Raw genomic sequence first — 18406 nt, forward strand, 5'->3', positions numbered from 1 at the left:
ATTCTGCTAGTCTAGAGCCTTTGTTTTAATAAGGTCTCACTGTACATCGAGCGTCCAAAATTACGGATGGCAATTTGTGCACCGTGTAGCTGTAATTCTGTAATTTTCTTTTGTACTTCTGTTAAATGCTGATGTAAATCTTCTTCTGCAAACTGAAGAATGAGTGGGTGTTCTGTTGTGCTACCAATAATCGTAATAAGCTTCGAAACAAATTCAGGAAAGTTTTTGTCTTTCAATAAAATATGCTTATTTAAATTAATAATAAGTTTTGCATCTGGATATTGAGTAATAAAGTTATGCAATTGTTTGCAGGCTTCTACTAAAATCCAACGATCCAACTTAATAGAAAGTTCAGGGTCTTCAGAAAGATCTAAAATATCAGAACAACTTTTCCATGAAGAACCATCGATATAGTTACTGGTCACTTCATAGGTATAAAGATTAGAATCTTCTTTATCGTAAAGCTGTTGATATTTTAGGTGAATTTCACCTTTGTCTAAACATTCAGAAATACGACTGAGTGTACTATTGTCTAATGACGTAAGGAGTACAGGTACATTTGTTTCTGTATTTGTCGATTGAATAGATACAACGGGTGCATCCGTTGTTAATGACGGTGTTTCAATTTTCGGTGAAAAGTCTAAATCTAAATCCAAACCTAAAGGAATAGATGTTTGTTCGCATGGAATAGGGAGTTTAGTCGCAAATGCTTGCGAAATATAATGATCTAGATGTGTCTCATCTTTAATATCACCATTAAGTACGCTATAACCCATGCGCAAATTTAAAGGATAAGATGAGCCATTTACATCAATTAATTGTGGTTTAGTTAATGCACTTAAACCTGTAAGTTTAGAATCTAAAACAGCTTGAGATTCTGCTTGGAACAGTGCGACATATACCAGTGTATCTACTTTAAATAATGGAACTTGTGTTTGTTCTTTTAAAAAGCTACGGATATTTTGGAAGTATGTTTTAGATGTGAGCCAATCTGCTTGAAAAATTTGTTCAGGACAAGCTGATAACGAAAATGTAACAAGTGCATTCGATGATGCAGGATTTTTTTGTAAGCTTCGATTAATCTGCTGAAAAACATTTGGTTTTGGTGCAGAATTTTCTGTTGATGTGTTTGGTGAAATGGCAGTAGTTGATGATTCAGTATCAATTGTAATTTGAATAGCATCTTCTTCTGTGGCTTTTAAGAACTCGACTGTAAGAGGATTTTTTGATGCAATTTTGCTATTTAAAGAATCTAAGCTAAAAGTGCCAGCATCCAGTTGTCCTTGTGATGCTTTTTTAATACGTGTTTTTAATTCAGCTAAATGTTTAGGTTGAAGTAAATCAAGTAATGGTAAGCCAATAATTTCATCTTCAGATTGAAAGCCGAAAAGTTCTAAATATTCAGGGTTCGCTTGAACGTGAATACCTTCTTGAATAATGGCTAAAGCTTTATTGCTATCTTCAACTAAAGATTGTGCTTGGGTTTGAGCAGTTTCAAGTTCATCTACTAATCTTTCTTGTTGTTGTTGCATACGGCTAAAAGCGAGTGTGCGGATTACACCGTAATAGAAGCGTTCAGGGTAGTCTATGTTTAATACATCATATAGACCTTTATGAATATAGCTGGTGTATTGGTCATATTCATAATCATCTGGGTTTAATAACAATAAGGGAAGATTTGGTTGTGTTGATGAGCGAATCAAAGCAATTGCTTGATCTACTTTTAAATCGTATGCACGACCAAAAATCACAATATCCCAAGTGAAATTTAGTTGTTTTTCAAAGTTTTTAACATCATCTAATAAGGTTGCAGCAACAGTAAGATTGTTTTCCTTTAATTGATTACAAATTTGATTAAATCTAATTTGATTGTCATCAATAATGAGTAAACGTGCTTCAGAACGTTTAAGCTTTTTTGAAAATAGTGGATTTCTCACTTTAATGTTTCCCATAAATCATGATGTTTTACTTCATTAAATTGCTTATGAATAAAATTATCCAAAACTGGTCTTTGTTGCTCATTTAATAATTCAAAATCAAAGCGCATGAAGCTTTGGGTAATTAATAATGGCTTCATTAAAAAGACTTTTAATTCATCCTGCCCTAATCGTAATTGAATAGACTGCTTATCTTTTAATATGCCAATGCCGGGTAAGATAAGTGTGGTTGATACTTCATCTAACTGAGCATTTTGCATAATTAGAGCAGGGTGGTAATGTCCCGTATTTCTGTCTATTTGTAGGTAGCAGGCACAAGGTGCAATTTCTTGAGCTAATATTTCTAGACCAATTTCTAAGCTTTGCTCAGTGGATTGTTTAATCCATCGGATAACACCACCACGCCAAGGGCTACGTGAATTTTCTTGAACCAGAATAAACTCACCTGTTTTTAAATTTGCAGGTGTTTCTCCCGTCCACTTAATACGATAACCACTGACACTAATATCAAGAACATCGACTTGATGTATTTTTCTAGATTCACGATCAATGGTTTTAATTGAGCTTAAATCGAAATGAGGTGTATTTTCATGTGAATCTACAAAAACACTTTCACTTTTTAATTGGTAATTTGCACCCAATTCTAAAGTTTCTTTAAAGTTTTTAGCTTTAGCTAAATAAAAGTGTGCGACGCTCAAACCAAAGCATATTTTAATACGTGCATTATATTCATAGCGTTCATGACGCCGTTCTGCTGTATTGGTTAAAATATTATGAATATGGAAATGCAGCGCAGGCGTTAAAAATAATTTTTCATTTGCTGTAAGTTTTTCATTTTTCCGACCTTGATTTTCATTTAAATAATTAAGAAGCGCCTGTGTTGCAATATAAATACTCGGATTACAGTTATTTCCTGACGTTGTATTGTAAATAGGAGGGTGGTCTTTTGTAGAATCCACAACATAGCGAGATAAGGTAGATTCTTTAGGTAAAATATGAATAAGCTTAGCCCACTCAAAACTGCATAAATATAAACCTTGAATTTCGGCAGGACGAATTTGATGTGTGTTAAAAATATCAAGTAAAATCAATTGCGCATAGGCTTGATTAATATTTTTAATTTGATGGGTTGTACCTAAAATTTGATTAATATTATCAATATTAAAATTATGTTTCATTGCACAATCTAAAAGTTTATGTGCAATCAACCATTGACCAGGCAATACAGTGTTATAAAGCATTTGCTGGTGATAGAGTAATAAAGATAATTGCTGTAATGCATAATATGTCGAAACAATTCGAGCCGTTTGTAAATTCTTCTTTAACTTAAATGAAAATAAAGAAAAACTTTGATTTTCTAATTGCTGATTACTACGTTGAGCGATATCAATATAAATTTTAGATAAATGAGTTCTAAGCGAGAAAGCTAACTCAATAATTTGCTTATTTCTATTGTCAGAAATTAAAGATTGATTGAAAAAATGTTTTTCTAAGCTATTTAAAATATTGTCAATAAGAGGATGAATGGTTTGAATTAAGTCAAAACGCAGCGTTTCTTGGCATTTGAGTTCAGCTATTTCGATAATCGCATTAAATAAAGACCGAGCAGAATCACCCAAATGATGAATTTCTAAGGTTGCTGACCATTGTTGGATACTTTTTACAGAATTTTGGCAAAAACTAAGCTGATCCAATTTTAGTTCATTGGTTGTTTGAAATATATCAGGTTTATTTATATCCATAGTTCTTATCTAACTCAAAAAGTTTCAGTTCCAAAAAGCGGGGTTTTGTTTTTTTCTCCGGCAATTTCTCTTACAAGTTTTGGGACTAAATAACCCGGTAAATTTGCAAGTAGTTCAGTATATATTCGATTAATCTCATTAGTATCTAAATCGAAATGATGAGCCCCTTTTACCTTGTCTAAGACATGTAAATAGTAAGGGATTACGCCTGTATCGAATAACTTATAACTCAAATGAGTTAAAATTTCAGCTGAATCATTTACCCCTTTTAATAAAACAGCTTGGTTTAATACGGTTACTTTATTATGTACAAGTTCACTTAATTTTGAACAAGTAAATTCATCTAATTCTGAAGCATGATTTGAGTGTATCACTAGAATAACACGTAGCCTACTGTTTTTTAAGATAGAAATAAACTCTTCATCAACTCTACTAGGAATAACAACAGGCACACGAGTGTGAATTCTCAAGTATTTTAATTGTTCAATTGATGATAATCGCTCAATCCACAATTGTAGCTTTCTGTTCGAAAGCGTTAGTGGATCACCACCACTCAAAATCACTTCATTAATATCGGGTTTAGACTCAATATAGTTTTTAATGTTCACCCAATCATCATTTTTAGGTAGGTTTTCTTGATAGGGGAAATGTCGTCTAAAACAATATCGACAATGAACGGCACAAGCACCGGTAAGAGTGAGTAAAAACCGAGATTTGTATTTGTGCAAAACACCTGGCTGTTGATTTGCATCTTCTTCACCTAAAGGATCTGTCACAAAACCCTCAAAATCTTCTAACTCTAAATGATGTGGCAAAACTTGAAGTAAAAGTGGATCGAGTGGATTACCCACTTCAATTTTTTCAGCAAAAGCACGAGGAACACGAAGTTTAAAAGTTTGAGAAGCTAAAATTGCACCCGATAAAAGTTGATCGGATGATAACTTTAATATATCTAACAATTCTTTAGGATCGGTTATTAAATCGCTCATTTGCGATTGCCAATTTTGCTCTTGATACAGATAATTTGTCATGTTCGTGCTTAATTTAAGATAAAGGAGATTTTAGGTTCAAAGCCAAAGGTCTATTCAAAACCCAATTAAAAAAGAGAAAATTTAAAAGATATAAGTGAGAGACGGGGCATCACATTATGAAAATTGAATTTGAATTTCATGAATATTACCTCTTTATAGTCACCGTATAAACAATTCTATTTGATGTCTGAACAGAACTTAAACAGCTTAAGTCGGTTAATCAGGAATTTTTCATTGCGGCATGGTGTATTGGTCATTTAGAATACGTCACATCACATTAATGTGCGTGTGGCAAAAAAGTGCGAGTTAGCTTGCTAAATGACTTCGTATAGCCCATAGCACTAAAGATTAAAGTTAGTAAGTTTGGAGTGCCATTCATGGCCTATTATTCTACGAATGATTTCAAGTCAGGCCTTAAGGTTATGCTTGATGGTAACCCATGTTCAATCATGGAAAACGAATATGTTAAACCTGGTAAAGGTCAAGCATTCAACCGTGTTAAATTGCGTAACCTTCGCAGTGGCAAAGTTCTAGAGAAAACATTTAAATCAGGCGAAAACTTAGAAGCGGCTGATATTGTTGAAGTAGAAATGGAATATTTGTACAACGACGGTGAACTTTGGAACTTCATGGATCCTGTAACATTTGAACAGATCGCTGCTGATAAAACAGCAATGAGCGATGCTGCTAAATGGTTAAAAGACGATTCTAACGAAAAATGTACAATTATGTTATTTAATGGCGTGCCATTAAACGTAACTGCACCAAACTTCGTTGTATTAAAAATCGTTGAAACTGATCCAGGTGTACGTGGTGATACTTCAGGCGGTGGCGGTAAACCTGCTAAGCTTGAAACAGGTGCAGTTGTACGTGTTCCATTATTTGTACAGCAAGAAGAAAGCGTTCGTGTAGACACTCGTACGGGTGATTATTTAGAGCGTGCATAATGGTATAGAAATATACTATTATCGAAAGGGATGATGAAAATCATCCCTTTTTTTATGCCAAAGTCTTAGATAAAAAAAAGGATGTGAAGAGTACAGTTGTGCAGGACGAAACAGCTGTATCTCTAAAAAAATAATTAAGCTGATTTAGTACATACATTTATGAGGGATTTACATGGAATCAGTTCAACCAAAGTTGACAACAACTTCGAAAATAATATGGTTACTTGTTGCCATATTAGGTGCGGTATCTTTTGGAATACTCGCAGTAAGTCGTGGAGAGCATGTGAATGCAGTTTGGCTTATTCTTGCAGCCATCTGTGTATATAGCATTGCATACCGTTTCTATAGTTTATTTATCGCCAATAAAGTTTTTGAGTTAAATGAAAGACGCTTAACTCCTGCGCATCGCTTAGCCGATGGTTTAGACTACGTTCCAACCAATAAAAGCGTATTGTTTGGACACCATTTTGCTGCTATTGCAGGTGCAGGTCCGCTTGTAGGTCCAATCCTTGCAGCACAAATGGGTTATTTGCCAGGTACAATTTGGCTATTGGTCGGGGTGGTACTTGCAGGTGCTGTACAAGACTTTTTAGTTCTCTTTATTTCTACGCGTAGAGATGGGCGTTCATTGGGTGAAATGGCAAAGCAAGAACTAGGTTCTTTTGCCGGTGTCATCGTAATGCTTGGCGCCTTAGGTGTAATGGTCATTATTCTTGCTGTGTTGGCGTTGGTAGTTGTTAAAGCATTAACGAATAGTCCTTGGGGCGTGTTCAGTATTGCGGCAACTATTCCAATTGCCTTGTTCATGGGAATCTACATGCGTTTTATCCGTCCAGGTAAAATTGCAGAAGTGTCAATCATTGGCTTTGTACTGATGATGGCGGGGATTATCTATGGTGAGAATGTTGCACAACATCCTTATTGGGGACAATTATTTACACTAACAGGTACTGAGTTAACGTGGTGCTTAATTGCTTATGGCTTCATTGCATCGGTTTTACCTGTTTGGTTGTTATTGGCGCCTCGTGATTATTTATCTACATTCTTGAAAATTGGTGTAATTGCAGGTTTGGCAGTAGGTATTGTTTTTGCGATGCCAGAAATGAAAATGCCAGCGATCACCCAGTTTATTGATGGTACAGGTCCTGTATTTGCAGGTTCAATGTTCCCATTCTTATTTATTACTATTGCCTGTGGTGCAATTTCAGGTTTCCATGCATTAGTTTCATCGGGTACAACACCAAAACTAGTCAATAACGAACGTGATATTCGTATGATTGGTTATGGCGGCATGTTGATGGAGTCTTTTGTTGCAATTATGGCTTTGGTTTGTGCAACTGTACTTGAACCAGGTGTGTATTTTGCAATTAACTCGCCAGCTGCTGTTTTAGGCACAACGGTTGAAACAGCATCTGAAGCTGTTCGTAACTTAGGTTTTGTTGTAACGCCTGAAGCATTAACGTTGCTTGCACAAGAAGTGGGTGAAAACTCAATTCTTTCTCGTACAGGTGGTGCGCCAACATTTGCAATTGGTATGGCACATATCATCACTGAAATTTTTAACAGCCGTGAAATGATGTCTTTCTGGTATCACTTTGCCATTTTGTTTGAAGCATTATTTATTTTAACTGCGGTAGATGCGGGTACGCGTGCTTGTCGTTTCATGGTTCAAGATACCGTTGGTATTGTTATTCCCGCAGTGAAAAACTCACGTAACTTCTTTGGTAATTTGTTGGGTACCGCAGTTGCTGTTTCAGGATGGGGTTTCTTTGTATACCAAGGCGTAATTGATCCTTTAGGTGGTATTAATAGCTTATGGCCACTCTTTGGTATTGGTAACCAAATACTTGCAGCAATGGCACTCATGTTAGGTACGGTAATTCTGTTCAAAATGAAAAAAGAAAAATATGTTTGGGTCACTATTGTTCCAACAGTTTTCTTATTCATTACTTCAATGACCGCTGGTTGGCAGAAAATTTTCCACGAAAATCCAAAAATTGGTTTCTTGGCTCAATCGAATCGTTTCTCTGATGCAATTGCACGTGGTGAAATTCTAAAACCTGCAAAAACGCTTGAAGAAATGCAAACGATTGTGCTGTCTAATCAAATTAACGCAGCGTTGTGTGCTTTCTTTATGATTGTTGCATTCGTAATGTTATTTGCTGCAATACGTGTGATTCGCCGTGCATTGGCAAGTCCTGTACCAACAGTGAATGAATCGGAAGCAATTTACCGAGATCCTGCTGAAATTGAGCCATCAAAATCTGCACATTAAGGGGCGCTTTAAATGAACCTGAAGTTTGCTAAAAGTGGTAAAACGGTGATTTATAAAATCATCAAGATGACCATTATGTCGCAAAAAGAGCTGATTCTTAATCCTAAGAATTGGTCGAGAATTGCGACACTTTGGCAGCGTTTACAGCAAAGTTTCCGCTTGATGGTGGGTGTGCCTGACTACCAAAACTATTTAGAACACATGGCAAAACATCATCCAGATTTGGAAGCTATGGATGCGAAAACTTTTTATCGCTATTGCGTGGATGCTCGTTATCCAAGTGCTGGTGGTGATATGAAGAAGTGTCCGTGTTAATAAATTAAAATTTAAAAAAGCGCTCATAAGAGCGCTTTTTTATTTGATTTTAAAAGTAATATTTGAATAATGCTGATGCGGGGGAAATATATAAAATGAGTGAATTTGTAGAATTAATAAAAGTGGTCATTGCCAATCCATCATCAAGTATTGTAATTATTGCGGTATGCGGTTTTTTGATATTTAAAATTAAAGATTTATTGCAAATATTTTTAGATATAAAAGATTTAAATAAAAAGCGATTGATGCAGAAGTTTGAAGAAACTTATAAATTTCATGAAAAAAGTTTTCTTGATGATGAAATGAAGGCTAACTATGAGCGCTTGTGTGAAGAAGCACAATTAAAAGCTTTAATTGGTTGTCCATATTGTTCAAAGGAAATGGCGCAATATATTTTGAGCCGAAAACATATAACAAGAGCAATTCGAATTTTTCATCGTATTAAAGATGAAATCAAAATTGAAAATGGAAAGGCATTGCCGAACTTGGTTATGCCAAATTGGCGTATAAAGCTTAATGGATATGCAGGTACATTATTCTATTTCATAATTGTTTTAATCGGTTCCTTCCCATTTTTACTGATCGTCATTGGCAATTTGTTGAAAATTAAGTTGGATGTAGATGGACAATATTATATAAATGCCATTATCTGTTTTATTGCTTTGTTAATCTCTGCTTTTTTTATATTAATACAATCATTAAAACCAGAATTAACAAAAATATTCTGTGAATTAGAACCACAATATAAAATTGAATCTGAAAATGAAGCTTTGGATGTTGAGAATAAAGTAGCCTAAGTATTAATAAAATGATAGACACAAAGAGCTTTGAATTCTTTAGAAAAAAATAAAAACAGTGTATGTTAATCATGCACTGATTTTATTGGGGAATAAATGTGATTTGGGGAATGAAAAAAATAAATGAAGATGTTTCTGATGCCTATTATCAAGATTTGGCTATTTCTATACAAAAATTCGCTCCAAAAATCACATTATTTTTAAAGCAAATAAATCAAATTATTTTAGACAAAGAACAGCAAACTAAGCTTGCACTCTGTTGCTTACTTGCAGGTGGGCATGTGCTTTTTGAGGATTTACCAGGTTTAGGTAAAACAACACTTTCAAGCGCATTAGCTAAACTTGCAGGACTACAGTTTCAACGTATTCAATTTACCAATGACATGCTTGCAAGCGATGTAATTGGGGTAAATATGTTTAATCAAAAAGAACATCAATTTGAGTTTAAACAAGGTCCAATTTTCACACAAATATTACTTGCAGATGAAATTAATCGCTGTAGTCCAAAAACCCAAAGTGCTTTGCTTGAAGCAATGGAAGAGGGTTTGGTCACCATTGATGGTACACGTTACGAACTTCCGCAACCATTTTGGGTGATGGCAACACAAAACCCGCTTTTTCAAAGTGGGACTTATACTTTACCTGAATCTCAACTAGATCGTTTTCTGATGCGTTTATCTTTGGGATATCCATCACGACAGGCAGAAAAGCAACTTCTTCAACAAAACTCAAGACAGAGCTTAATTTCAACCTTGCAAAATGTATTTACAGAATCTGAAATAGTAGAGCTTCAAGCAAAGGTAAAAGACATTTTTATTTCAAATGCGGCGTTAGATTATCTTCTAGATTTGGTTGAGGAGTCACGAAAAAGACAGCATGGATTATCGACACGCGGCGTTCTAGCCTTGAAAAAAGCTGCCCAAGCTCATGCATTAATCATGCAACGTGCTTTTGTTACAGCCGATGATATTCAAGAAGTATTTACAGCGGTTGCCTCACATCGTTTAGGGCTTTCAGAATCGGAAACATTGCATTTAATGAAACAAGTACGTGTGAGTTAATGGGGGATGCTGAAGCAATATTGGCAAAACTGGGCAAATAAAAGATTTAGATTTGAACAATCTAAGAAAATGGCGCAAAAGGATATTTTGGTCTTCATTTACCAGCAGGGCTATTTATACCTTATTCTTATTTTTATTACCTTTATTGCAGGTGTGAATTACGCGAATAATCTTATTTTAGGTTTTTGCTTTTTAATTGGTTCTATTTTGTGTATTAGCTTTTATTTAACATTTAAACAGCTTCATGGATTAGAAATTACATCTGCGATGTCTGAAGTTGGGCAGGTGGGAAATTCTGTACAGCTCACATTATATTTTCAACAAAATGTTAAGCAAAATCGTTATCTTTGGATTAAAACAGATCAGCATTTAGAAAAAATATTAATTCAAAATTCAAAAGAGAAAATTACACTAAATTTCTATACCAATGAACGCGGTAAATTTCAGTTTCCGAATGTACAAATATATGCGGTTTATCCATTTGGATTAGTACGTGCTTGGACATATTTGTATTTAAAAAATCATGTTTGGATTGCACCGAAATCACTAGAATTCCAAACAGAGAATAAATATGTTCAGCAGAATTTTTCACAAGATGTCGATGATTTTAGGGAGCTTCGAGATTACCAATCGGGGGATTCATTACATGCGGTTTCATGGAAGCATGCTGCACGTGGTCAAGGCTTATATGTCAAAATATTTGAGCAATTCGAAGAGCAACATCACGTGAATATTGTTTATGAGCAAATGCCTGCAAATTCACATGAAGAACGACTTAGTTTAATAATGGGGTTAGTTGAACATTGTGAACAATTCAAACATGAATATAGCTTGATTTTACCTCATTGCGAACTGGAAAAAGGTGTGGGAAATACGCAATTACTCAAAGCTAAGCTTTTGTTGGCAAAGGCGTAATGACAATGAATAAATCAATTAAAAATTCAATCATTTTAACCCTTGCTATCATATTAATAACACAAAGCTTTTTTCTTCCTTTAGTTGTTTCTGCTCTGTTTTTTTTGATCATATTTATACTCTATTTTAGTTTACTAAAGCCAGAAAAACGTACATCTAAAGTAATTACATTTGCATTTGTTGTTTCAATATTGGCTGTCATTTATGTTTCATATAAAAGCTTTATTGGTGTTGAGGCAGGTGTTGCAGTATTAACAACATTTTTATTTGCTAAGGCTATGGAAATTAAAGCCAAACGTGATGTGATTATTCTTTTGAATTTTGCATTATTTGTTAGTGCAAGTAGTTTTTTATATAGCCAAACTTTATGGATGGCGGTACTTGTTGTTCTATGCTTAATGAGTTGTTTGGTAGGTTTATATCGTTTACAAATATCAGAATTTATTCATGAAAGTTCACTTGAAGTTAGTGTGCTTAGCGATGTACGCCATGTCGCAAAATTTATCATTTATGCACTGCCATTTTTTATTTTACTATTCCTGTTTTTTCCACGACTACCACCACTTTGGCATATTCCTATTCCAGACAATACTCAGGGTGTTACGGGAATAAGCGAAACGATGTCTCCCGGAGATATTGCGCAGTTGTCACAATCTTCAGCGCTCGCATTTCGCATAATTGGCAATATGAAAGATTTACCAAATCAGTCTGAGTTGTATTGGCGTGGCTTGGTTTTAGATCAATATGATGGTCAACAATGGACAAGTAATTTCATCAATCAACAAGCTTCATTAAATAATAAATTTCACAAGAATAATTCACATTTTGAATATCAATATTTAGCTGCGGATGTACGTACAAAATGGGTGATGTCTTTAGAAAAATCTATTCCTATTCAAGAAAAATATGTATTGAGGACAGATTGGAGTGTGGTGCCTGTACGCCCAAATGGACGGATTCAACCTGTGAAAATGCAGTGGATTGGTGATGCAGCATTTTATTCAAAAACGGATTCTGTACCCAATTGGATAAAAAGTAGTAATACCCGTGTTCCAAATCAATTGGATTTACAAGCGCAGAAATTTGCACGTGAATTATTTGAAAAAAGCAAAGAAGATCCACGCTTATATATTCAAAATTTACTGAAATGGTATAAAGAAAATCAGTTCACTTATACATTAAATCCTGCATTGTTAGGGCATAACCGAATAGATGAATTTTTATTTAAATCAAAACAGGGGTTTTGTGAACATTACGCTTCAAGTTTTGTCATGCTGATGCGTTATGTTGGTATTCCTGCACGTGTGGTTGTCGGTTATCAAGGAGGTCATTTATCTCCTGATGGAGAAAGTTGGGAAGTTCGTCAACTCGATGCACATGCATGGACAGAGGTGTTAATAGCTGAAAATTGGGTGAGATATGATCCAACAGCGATGATAGCACCCGATCGAATTGGCAATGGAATGCAAAGTTTAATCGCGAATAATCAACGTGTTTTTGGTGAGGGTCAGTCTGAATGGAAATATCAGCAGTTTAGCCTTTTAAATAAGCTTAGAGTGTGGAGCGATTACGTTACTTATCAGTGGCAAAGTAAAGTTGTTGGTTATGATGTTGAAAGTCAAAAAAGATGGTTTGATCGTTTGGGTTTTAATGGTACTTATACTGTAATTTTAGTGTTATTTTTTGGTACTTTGATTGTCATTTGTATTTATTTATCTTGGATATGCTATTTAAATTTTAAGCGTAGAGATCGGGTGAAATGGGCTTTAAATCAGTTGTTGAGGCAATTACCTGATCATCTACAAAAAAAATCATATGAGTCCATTGTTGGGTGGTTAAATCATGTGGTTGCTGAGCTTAATATGAATATTGATGATCAAGATTTGGTTAATGAAATTATTGAAAAGCATCAAAATTATATGTATGGCTTTTTAAAAGATGAAAAAGATATTCAAGTTTTATTAAAGTTGATTAATCGTTGTTCGAATGTATTTGCTCAATATAAAAAAAGCTTGTCTTAAAAAATAAAAATGAATATGATTTCAGCCACTTTAGGTGTATAGCTCAGTTGGTTAGAGCGCTACGTTGACATCGTAGAGGTCAGCAGTTCGAGTCTGCTTATACCTACCAAAATTCAAAGCTAGAAATAGTAAGGATTTTAAGCGAAATCAGTAGCTTAAAACCCTTTTTTTATGTCTATAATAATATATGCTAATATCTGCACAGTTGGTTAAAAGGGTGAAATAAGCCTAGTTAGCTGTAAAATTTGTCCCAAGATTGTCCCAAGAATAATTGAGATTTTCCCATGAAATTACCAAAACCAATAAAGCGTGGTGAAAGCTATCAAATTAAAATAATGATAGATGGCAAGCGTATTTCTGCGACTCGTGATACTGCAAAAGAATGTGAGCAATGGGCAGCTCAAAAACTACTTGAAGCGAGAGCAAACAAACTTGCTGAAGATAATGGAATAAAACACCACTATCCATTCAAGACACTTTTTTATAAATATTATGAAGAAGTAGGTAAAAAGCTTCGTGGTTCAATTTATGTCAAAGAACAATTAAAACCGTTTGAAGAAAAATTTGGTGCACTAGCTGAAATGTCTATTCACGACATTACACCAAAGCATTTAACGGCTTGGAGAAATAAGCGAGCAAAAGAAGTAGGGGCGAACACATTACTGCGCGAAATGGCTTTATATAGCTCTGTATTTAGTTATGCAGTGAAAGAGCTATTTTTGCTTGATGTGAATCCTTGGACCAATGTTAAAAAGCCAGTCAAGCCAAAGGCACGTCACCGTCGTATTCGTGATAATGAAATCCTGCTTCTTCTTGAGTCATTAAATTATAGTGAAGGGCAAACGCCAACATTTCCTGAACACTATGTTGCATGGGCATTTTTATTTGCACTTGAGACAGCAATGCGCCGTGGTGAAATACTTGGTATTCAGATGACAGATATTTTTGATCGTCATGTACATTTACCAAAAACAAAAAATGGTGATGCTCGTAATGTGCCATTAACTAAAAAGGCTTTAGCACTTTTAGATCTGATTGACCATGATGGACTTAAACTTATTCCACAGTCAGAAAATGCATTTAGATTAATGTGGGAAAGACGAAAGGCGAAGGTGGGATTAGAAGATATTCATTTTCATGATGCACGTCATGAAGCTATTACAAGATTTGTGAATAATCAGAAGTTGCCTGTTGAGGTATTAGCGAAAGTGACAGGGCATAAGAATATTAAAATGCTTGTGAATACTTATTATAATCCTGATGTGAATGATATTGCTGATATGTTGGATGCTTAGGATATTGGTAAAGCCTTAACCCTCAAAGTTTTGTATGATAATTAATATACGGATAAAAATGAGTAATACTGAGACTGTACTAAATTTTGTGTAAGTACTTAATTTTAATTTATCCTACTGAGGATAATAAAATGGATAGGGAGTAATAGTATATGAGTCTTTATGCTGCATTTTCTAAATATAATCTGAATGATGAGGCTGTATTTATTATTATAAACTGTTTAGTGTACTTTCTTGATGAAAAGGAAATATATATTGATAAATTTAAGCAACTAATGGAATGTGGTTATGCTCATGGAGAATTTGCTGGAATAGAAATATGGGATGAAGATTCAGAGGAGGATCACGGAATTAAAGAAAAATTCGATGGATATCTTTTTTTTCTAGATGGAGACATGTTTAATGATTATGGTGATGAGGATCTACAAGTTATACTAACTAATGAGGATATTATGCCCTTCATTAAAGATATCATTGACTGGTATAAGCATATTCCAAATAGTCGTGTTGATGAATTCATTAAATTAGCGACTAAACATGAATTTTATCCCTAATAGCCTGTAAATTATTTTGTGTAAGTTTCTCCTTTAGAAGTATATTCTTCGACGTGGCGATGGACATTAGGTGTGAAAGATAAGCCTTGGATTGTGGAAGATGATCCTTTAAAAACTAGTTATGATTTATTAGATGAGCTGGAGCTTGAGGATTTTAAAAATCTATATAAACAGAGCAATGAGCAGAATATTAGTAATGACACTGTTTTATTGTTAGATTTTTATAATAGATTTAATGAGTTTAATGAATATGCGTTGTTTGAGCAGTTATGCTCAATAGTAGGTGATGATAGTATTATAGCTATACAAACCGTTCTCGGTTTAAGTGATAAATAAGTGGATGAGTTTTGGAATTACGCTTTGACTATATAAATAAAGCCCTCTAATGAGGGCTTTATTTATTATGGATTTAATGCATCTTTAAACATAGGTGTTAAAATTTTATTTCCATTTTCACTCATATGATCGGCATCACGGTAGAGGGGTCTACCATTTTGTAATGATTTACATTCATTTTTAGGACATAAAACTTTTGTTGGATCTAACGTCTTTGCCCCACATGTTTCTGCTGCAGTGGATATTAAATTCCGTGATTTATGAGCTCTATGAATATAATCTACATAAGATATTGTGGTTGGTATCGATTCCTTCAAAAATAAATTCTTGGCAACAGCTTTAGGAATATTTGTCTGAAATTCTGGTACTGGATATGTAAGGTAAACAGGATTATATTTAGAAATCTCACATACTGTTTGAGTTAAGTCCTTTAGAGCAATTGTATAAAGAGTTGCTTTATCAATATTTTGATTTTTTGAATAAAACATAAGAGGTTCGCTTTCTTGATGGTTTATACGTTCCATATCAGTTTGCCCTTCAAAGTATACGGGTAAACGTGATATCAAAATGACAGGAATATTTGCATATTTCCCGGATTTAATAAGTTGAAATCTTTTTTTGTTGATGTCGTGGCAGTCATTATTATTAATCGGATCTCTAATATTAGCTTCTAGAAAAAATGGGCAACTTGCCGTAACAATAGAAACGATCCCATATTTTTTTAGATCGAAAGAAGAAGCAACAGCTGTTGTGAGTGAATCTGCATGACTATCACCGAAAACTAAAGCCTTAATGTTTTGATGGTTACCAATAATGCACTCTTCCATTTCATTATTTCTTGATCTTGAATCGCATTTATAAGGGTTTGTTCCATTAAGCTCATCTAAGGCGAGATTAATTTCTTGTGCATAGTGAAATTTCATCCCATCTGTTTCTTTAACAATGAGCCCACAAGCTAGAATAATTAAGAAAATATAAAAAGGTTTAACCTTATATATTTCTTTCCAAGATGAATAGCGTTGGAAATTGATCTTTTCAATAAATTGATAACTTAAGAAACCGAGTAAAATTGAGAGAGGAATTCCATAGATCCACCAATCTTCAAATGCAAAGTAAAATCCTAAAACAACCAATGGCCAATGCCAAACATAAATAGAATAAGACCATTTACCAATATAGTTAGAAATAGGGTTATTTATTAAAAAGTTATTTTGATAGTTTGCAACGACTATTAAATATGCACCAAATACAGGAATTAGTGCCATGTAACCCGGCCAAGGCGTATCTTTTGATATTAAAAAATATGATGCAACAATTAAGATAATACCTAAGCATTGAGTAATTATTTGATGTGACTTATTTTTTAATGACCAAGGATATAAGAATGCTAAACCACCAAGTAACATCTCCCATGCACGGCTTGTAAGTAGGAAGTAGGCAGTTTTACTATCTTTGTAAGTTGCATAAATACAGTAAATGAAACTTGCTAAAAATAAGCCTAAAACGATACGTTTTAAATTGCTACAACTTAGGTATTTTTTAAGAGCAACAATGATGATTGGGAAGAAAATATAGAATTGCCATTCAACAGATAAAGACCAAGTATGAAGAAGCCACTTAGTATGTTCTGCGGTATCAAAGTAACCACCGCCTTTAGCGAATAATAGGTTAGAGACAAATAGAGAGCTTTTTTCAATTTGTCTCCCTAAATCACGGTAATCAGTTGGTAGTAGGTAAAACCAACCAAATACAAGCAACACTGCTGACATGGCTGCAAGCACAGGTATAATTCTATTTGCTCTAGCATTGTAGAATTTGAATAAATTAAAGGTGTTTTTTTCTACACCAATAAAAATAATAGATGTCATTAAAAAGCCAGAAATGACAAAGAAAACATCTACCCCTGCAAATCCACCAGGTAACCATTGTGGATTAAAGTGAAAAATCACAACAGCAAGTACAGCTATTGCTCTAAGTCCATTTATATCGTATCTAAAATTCATTTATAGCAACATGAAAATGTTAAGTGGTTTAATTTTGGAGATTTTATATAAATATTAATAATAAAGCTTTAATTTGTTAATTAAATTTCGTGTTCTAGTACAATAATGGATATATAAATAGCAGTGAAAATCCATTAATATTTTTTTGATGTTGATAATACTTCCTTGTTATTATTACATTTTAGAGAAGAATGAACTTTTTCTTCTGGAATATCACTGTTAAGGTTGAGCAAATGACAAAATTGAAATGTGCAGTGATTATTGCTGCATATAATGAAGAAAAAACATTGCTAATTGCTTAGATAATTTACTTAGCCAGTCATATTCTAACTTAGAAATTTGGGTGGTTGATGATGGATCAACAGATAAAACAGTAGATATTATTCGTAATTATGCAAAAGATCATAAAAATATTCACTATATAGTTCAAGCAAATAAGGGGGCTGCGAAAGCACGAGAAGCAGGAATGTTACGATGTGATGCTGAGTTTGTAACCTTTTTAGATGCAGATGACTTGTTTTCTCCTGATGCCATATTGTTAGCAATGTCAGAGTTTAACAAAGATATAGATATTATTTTGTATAAACTAGCTGTATCACAAAATGAGCAAAATTCCGTTTTTAAATTACATGAATATTTTACAGAAGATATTGAATTTACTGGTTTAATGGCTTTTCAAAATTGTCTATCAGAATGGAAAGTTCATGGTCTTGGTGTTTTTCGAAAAAAAATATTCTTAGATTCTTATAATTTATATAAAAAATATAATCATAATGGAGAAAACTACATTAATAATGATGAAATTATTACGAAATTTAATTTCTTGAATGCGAGAAATGTTAGAGTGTGCGATGGTGTTTACTATTACAACTTTAATACGAATTCTACTACAAAAAAAGCTCATCCAAATTTTTATAAAATAATAAACAATACCCATATTATCATACAAGCATGTCATGATCACAATATTCCATTTAATGAGTCTAGTATACTGATGTATGATGTGTGGTTGGTAGAGAGTAAGTTCAAACAATGGAAGAGTGAGCTTTCTAATGCATCGGATTGGAAAAAAGCATTGCGATTAGAAATTAAAAAAATAATTTCATTAGAGAATAAGGGGATTACATTCAAATTAAGACTTAAGTATTTAAAAAAGCGGTGGTGTTTCCAAAAGTAT

The 18406-nt window shown here is 33.8% G+C and carries 15 protein-coding genes and 1 tRNA gene; 12 read left to right on the forward strand and 4 right to left on the reverse strand.

The window, feature by feature from the left end:
- Positions 1–11 precede the first annotated feature (11 nt).
- From A6M14_RS13910 to epmB, 3 genes are read right to left on the reverse strand one after another with little or no spacing between them, the layout of a single operon-like run.
- A complete protein-coding gene (locus tag A6M14_RS13910) occupies positions 12–1952 on the reverse strand; it encodes an EAL domain-containing protein (protein ID WP_152875858.1) in 1941 nt (646 codons plus the stop codon).
- Entirely contained in the window at positions 1934–3679 is a 1746-nt protein-coding gene (locus A6M14_RS13915; protein WP_152875860.1) for a GTPase, read from the reverse strand. The genes A6M14_RS13910 and A6M14_RS13915 overlap by 19 nt, the downstream gene beginning before the upstream one ends.
- A 14-nt stretch (positions 3680–3693) precedes the next feature.
- Positions 3694–4710: an EF-P beta-lysylation protein EpmB gene (gene epmB / locus A6M14_RS13920; RefSeq protein WP_152875862.1), complete on the reverse strand. Its 1017-nt coding sequence runs from the start codon at positions 4708–4710 to the stop codon at positions 3694–3696.
- Positions 4711–5087: 377 nt separating this feature from the next.
- On the opposite strand from epmB, the gene efp reads away from it, so the two are divergent.
- The 11 genes from efp to A6M14_RS13975 all read left to right on the forward strand — a co-directional run bounded on the left by efp (position 5088) and on the right by A6M14_RS13975 (position 15226).
- Positions 5088–5657, forward strand: coding sequence for an elongation factor P (gene efp / locus A6M14_RS13925; RefSeq protein ID WP_152875864.1), 570 nt, complete (start codon positions 5088–5090; stop codon positions 5655–5657).
- Between the two features lie 172 nt (positions 5658–5829).
- A complete protein-coding gene (locus A6M14_RS13930; RefSeq protein ID WP_152875866.1) occupies positions 5830–7932 on the forward strand; it encodes a carbon starvation CstA family protein in 2103 nt (700 codons plus the stop codon).
- 12 nt (positions 7933–7944) lie between these two features.
- Positions 7945–8247: a YbdD/YjiX family protein gene (locus A6M14_RS13935; protein WP_152875868.1), complete on the forward strand. Its 303-nt coding sequence runs from the start codon at positions 7945–7947 to the stop codon at positions 8245–8247.
- 95 nt (positions 8248–8342) lie between these two features.
- Positions 8343–9044, forward strand: a complete 702-nt coding sequence (locus A6M14_RS13940; RefSeq protein ID WP_152875870.1) for a hypothetical protein — start codon at positions 8343–8345, stop codon at positions 9042–9044.
- Positions 9045–9142: 98 nt separating this feature from the next.
- Complete coding sequence (locus tag A6M14_RS13945; protein WP_378226901.1) at positions 9143–10105, forward strand: AAA family ATPase; 963 nt, start codon at positions 9143–9145, stop codon at positions 10103–10105.
- Between the two features lie 9 nt (positions 10106–10114).
- Entirely contained in the window at positions 10115–11020 is a 906-nt protein-coding gene (locus A6M14_RS13950) for a DUF58 domain-containing protein (RefSeq protein ID WP_152875880.1), read from the forward strand.
- A 5-nt stretch (positions 11021–11025) separates the two neighbouring features.
- Complete coding sequence (locus A6M14_RS13955; protein ID WP_152875874.1) at positions 11026–13041, forward strand: transglutaminase TgpA family protein; 2016 nt, start codon at positions 11026–11028, stop codon at positions 13039–13041.
- Between the two features lie 32 nt (positions 13042–13073).
- Positions 13074–13150: transfer RNA gene (locus tag A6M14_RS13960), tRNA-Val, on the forward strand.
- A gap of 175 nt (positions 13151–13325) precedes the next feature.
- Positions 13326–14336: a tyrosine-type recombinase/integrase gene (locus A6M14_RS13965; protein WP_152875875.1), complete on the forward strand. Its 1011-nt coding sequence runs from the start codon at positions 13326–13328 to the stop codon at positions 14334–14336.
- A gap of 152 nt (positions 14337–14488) precedes the next feature.
- The gene (locus A6M14_RS13970; RefSeq protein WP_152875876.1) at positions 14489–14890 is read left to right on the forward strand and encodes a hypothetical protein; all 402 of its coding nucleotides are present in this window, start codon (positions 14489–14491) and stop codon (positions 14888–14890) included.
- Positions 14891–14962: 72 nt separating this feature from the next.
- Positions 14963–15226 carry a hypothetical protein gene (locus A6M14_RS13975; protein WP_152875877.1) on the forward strand — a complete coding sequence of 88 codons (264 nt, stop codon included), beginning with the start codon at positions 14963–14965 and terminating at the stop codon, positions 15224–15226.
- A 65-nt stretch (positions 15227–15291) separates the two neighbouring features.
- Here A6M14_RS13975 and A6M14_RS13980 read toward each other — a convergent pair whose 3' ends face one another.
- The gene (locus tag A6M14_RS13980; RefSeq protein ID WP_152875878.1) at positions 15292–17229 is read right to left on the reverse strand and encodes an acyltransferase family protein; all 1938 of its coding nucleotides are present in this window, start codon (positions 17227–17229) and stop codon (positions 15292–15294) included.
- A gap of 286 nt (positions 17230–17515) precedes the next feature.
- Between A6M14_RS13980 and A6M14_RS13985 the strand changes: the two genes are divergently transcribed.
- The coding region (locus A6M14_RS13985; RefSeq protein WP_188110919.1) for a glycosyltransferase at positions 17516–18406 on the forward strand (891 nt) is incomplete at its 3' end.

Source organism: Acinetobacter portensis, assembly GCF_009372215.1.
Lineage (GTDB): Bacteria > Pseudomonadota > Gammaproteobacteria > Pseudomonadales > Moraxellaceae > Acinetobacter > Acinetobacter portensis.

Excerpts from the sequence above, each read along its gene's own strand:
- A6M14_RS13910 (WP_152875858.1), bottom strand. The coding sequence starts at position 1,952 with ATGGGAAACATTAAAGTGAGAAATCCACTATTTTCAAAAAAGCTTAAA.
- A6M14_RS13980 (WP_152875878.1), bottom strand. The coding sequence starts at position 17,229 with ATGAATTTTAGATACGATATAAATGGACTTAGAGCAATAGCTGTACTT.
- A6M14_RS13930 (WP_152875866.1), top strand. The coding sequence starts at position 5,830 with ATGGAATCAGTTCAACCAAAGTTGACAACAACTTCGAAAATAATATGG.
- A6M14_RS13940 (WP_152875870.1), top strand. The coding sequence starts at position 8,343 with ATGAGTGAATTTGTAGAATTAATAAAAGTGGTCATTGCCAATCCATCA.
- A6M14_RS13955 (WP_152875874.1), top strand. The coding sequence starts at position 11,026 with ATGAATAAATCAATTAAAAATTCAATCATTTTAACCCTTGCTATCATA.
- efp (WP_152875864.1), top strand. The coding sequence starts at position 5,088 with ATGGCCTATTATTCTACGAATGATTTCAAGTCAGGCCTTAAGGTTATG.
- A6M14_RS13915 (WP_152875860.1), bottom strand. The coding sequence starts at position 3,679 with ATGGATATAAATAAACCTGATATATTTCAAACAACCAATGAACTAAAA.
- A6M14_RS13965 (WP_152875875.1), top strand. The coding sequence starts at position 13,326 with ATGAAATTACCAAAACCAATAAAGCGTGGTGAAAGCTATCAAATTAAA.
- epmB (WP_152875862.1), bottom strand. The coding sequence starts at position 4,710 with ATGACAAATTATCTGTATCAAGAGCAAAATTGGCAATCGCAAATGAGC.
- A6M14_RS13970 (WP_152875876.1), top strand. The coding sequence starts at position 14,489 with ATGAGTCTTTATGCTGCATTTTCTAAATATAATCTGAATGATGAGGCT.
- A6M14_RS13935 (WP_152875868.1), top strand. The coding sequence starts at position 7,945 with ATGAACCTGAAGTTTGCTAAAAGTGGTAAAACGGTGATTTATAAAATC.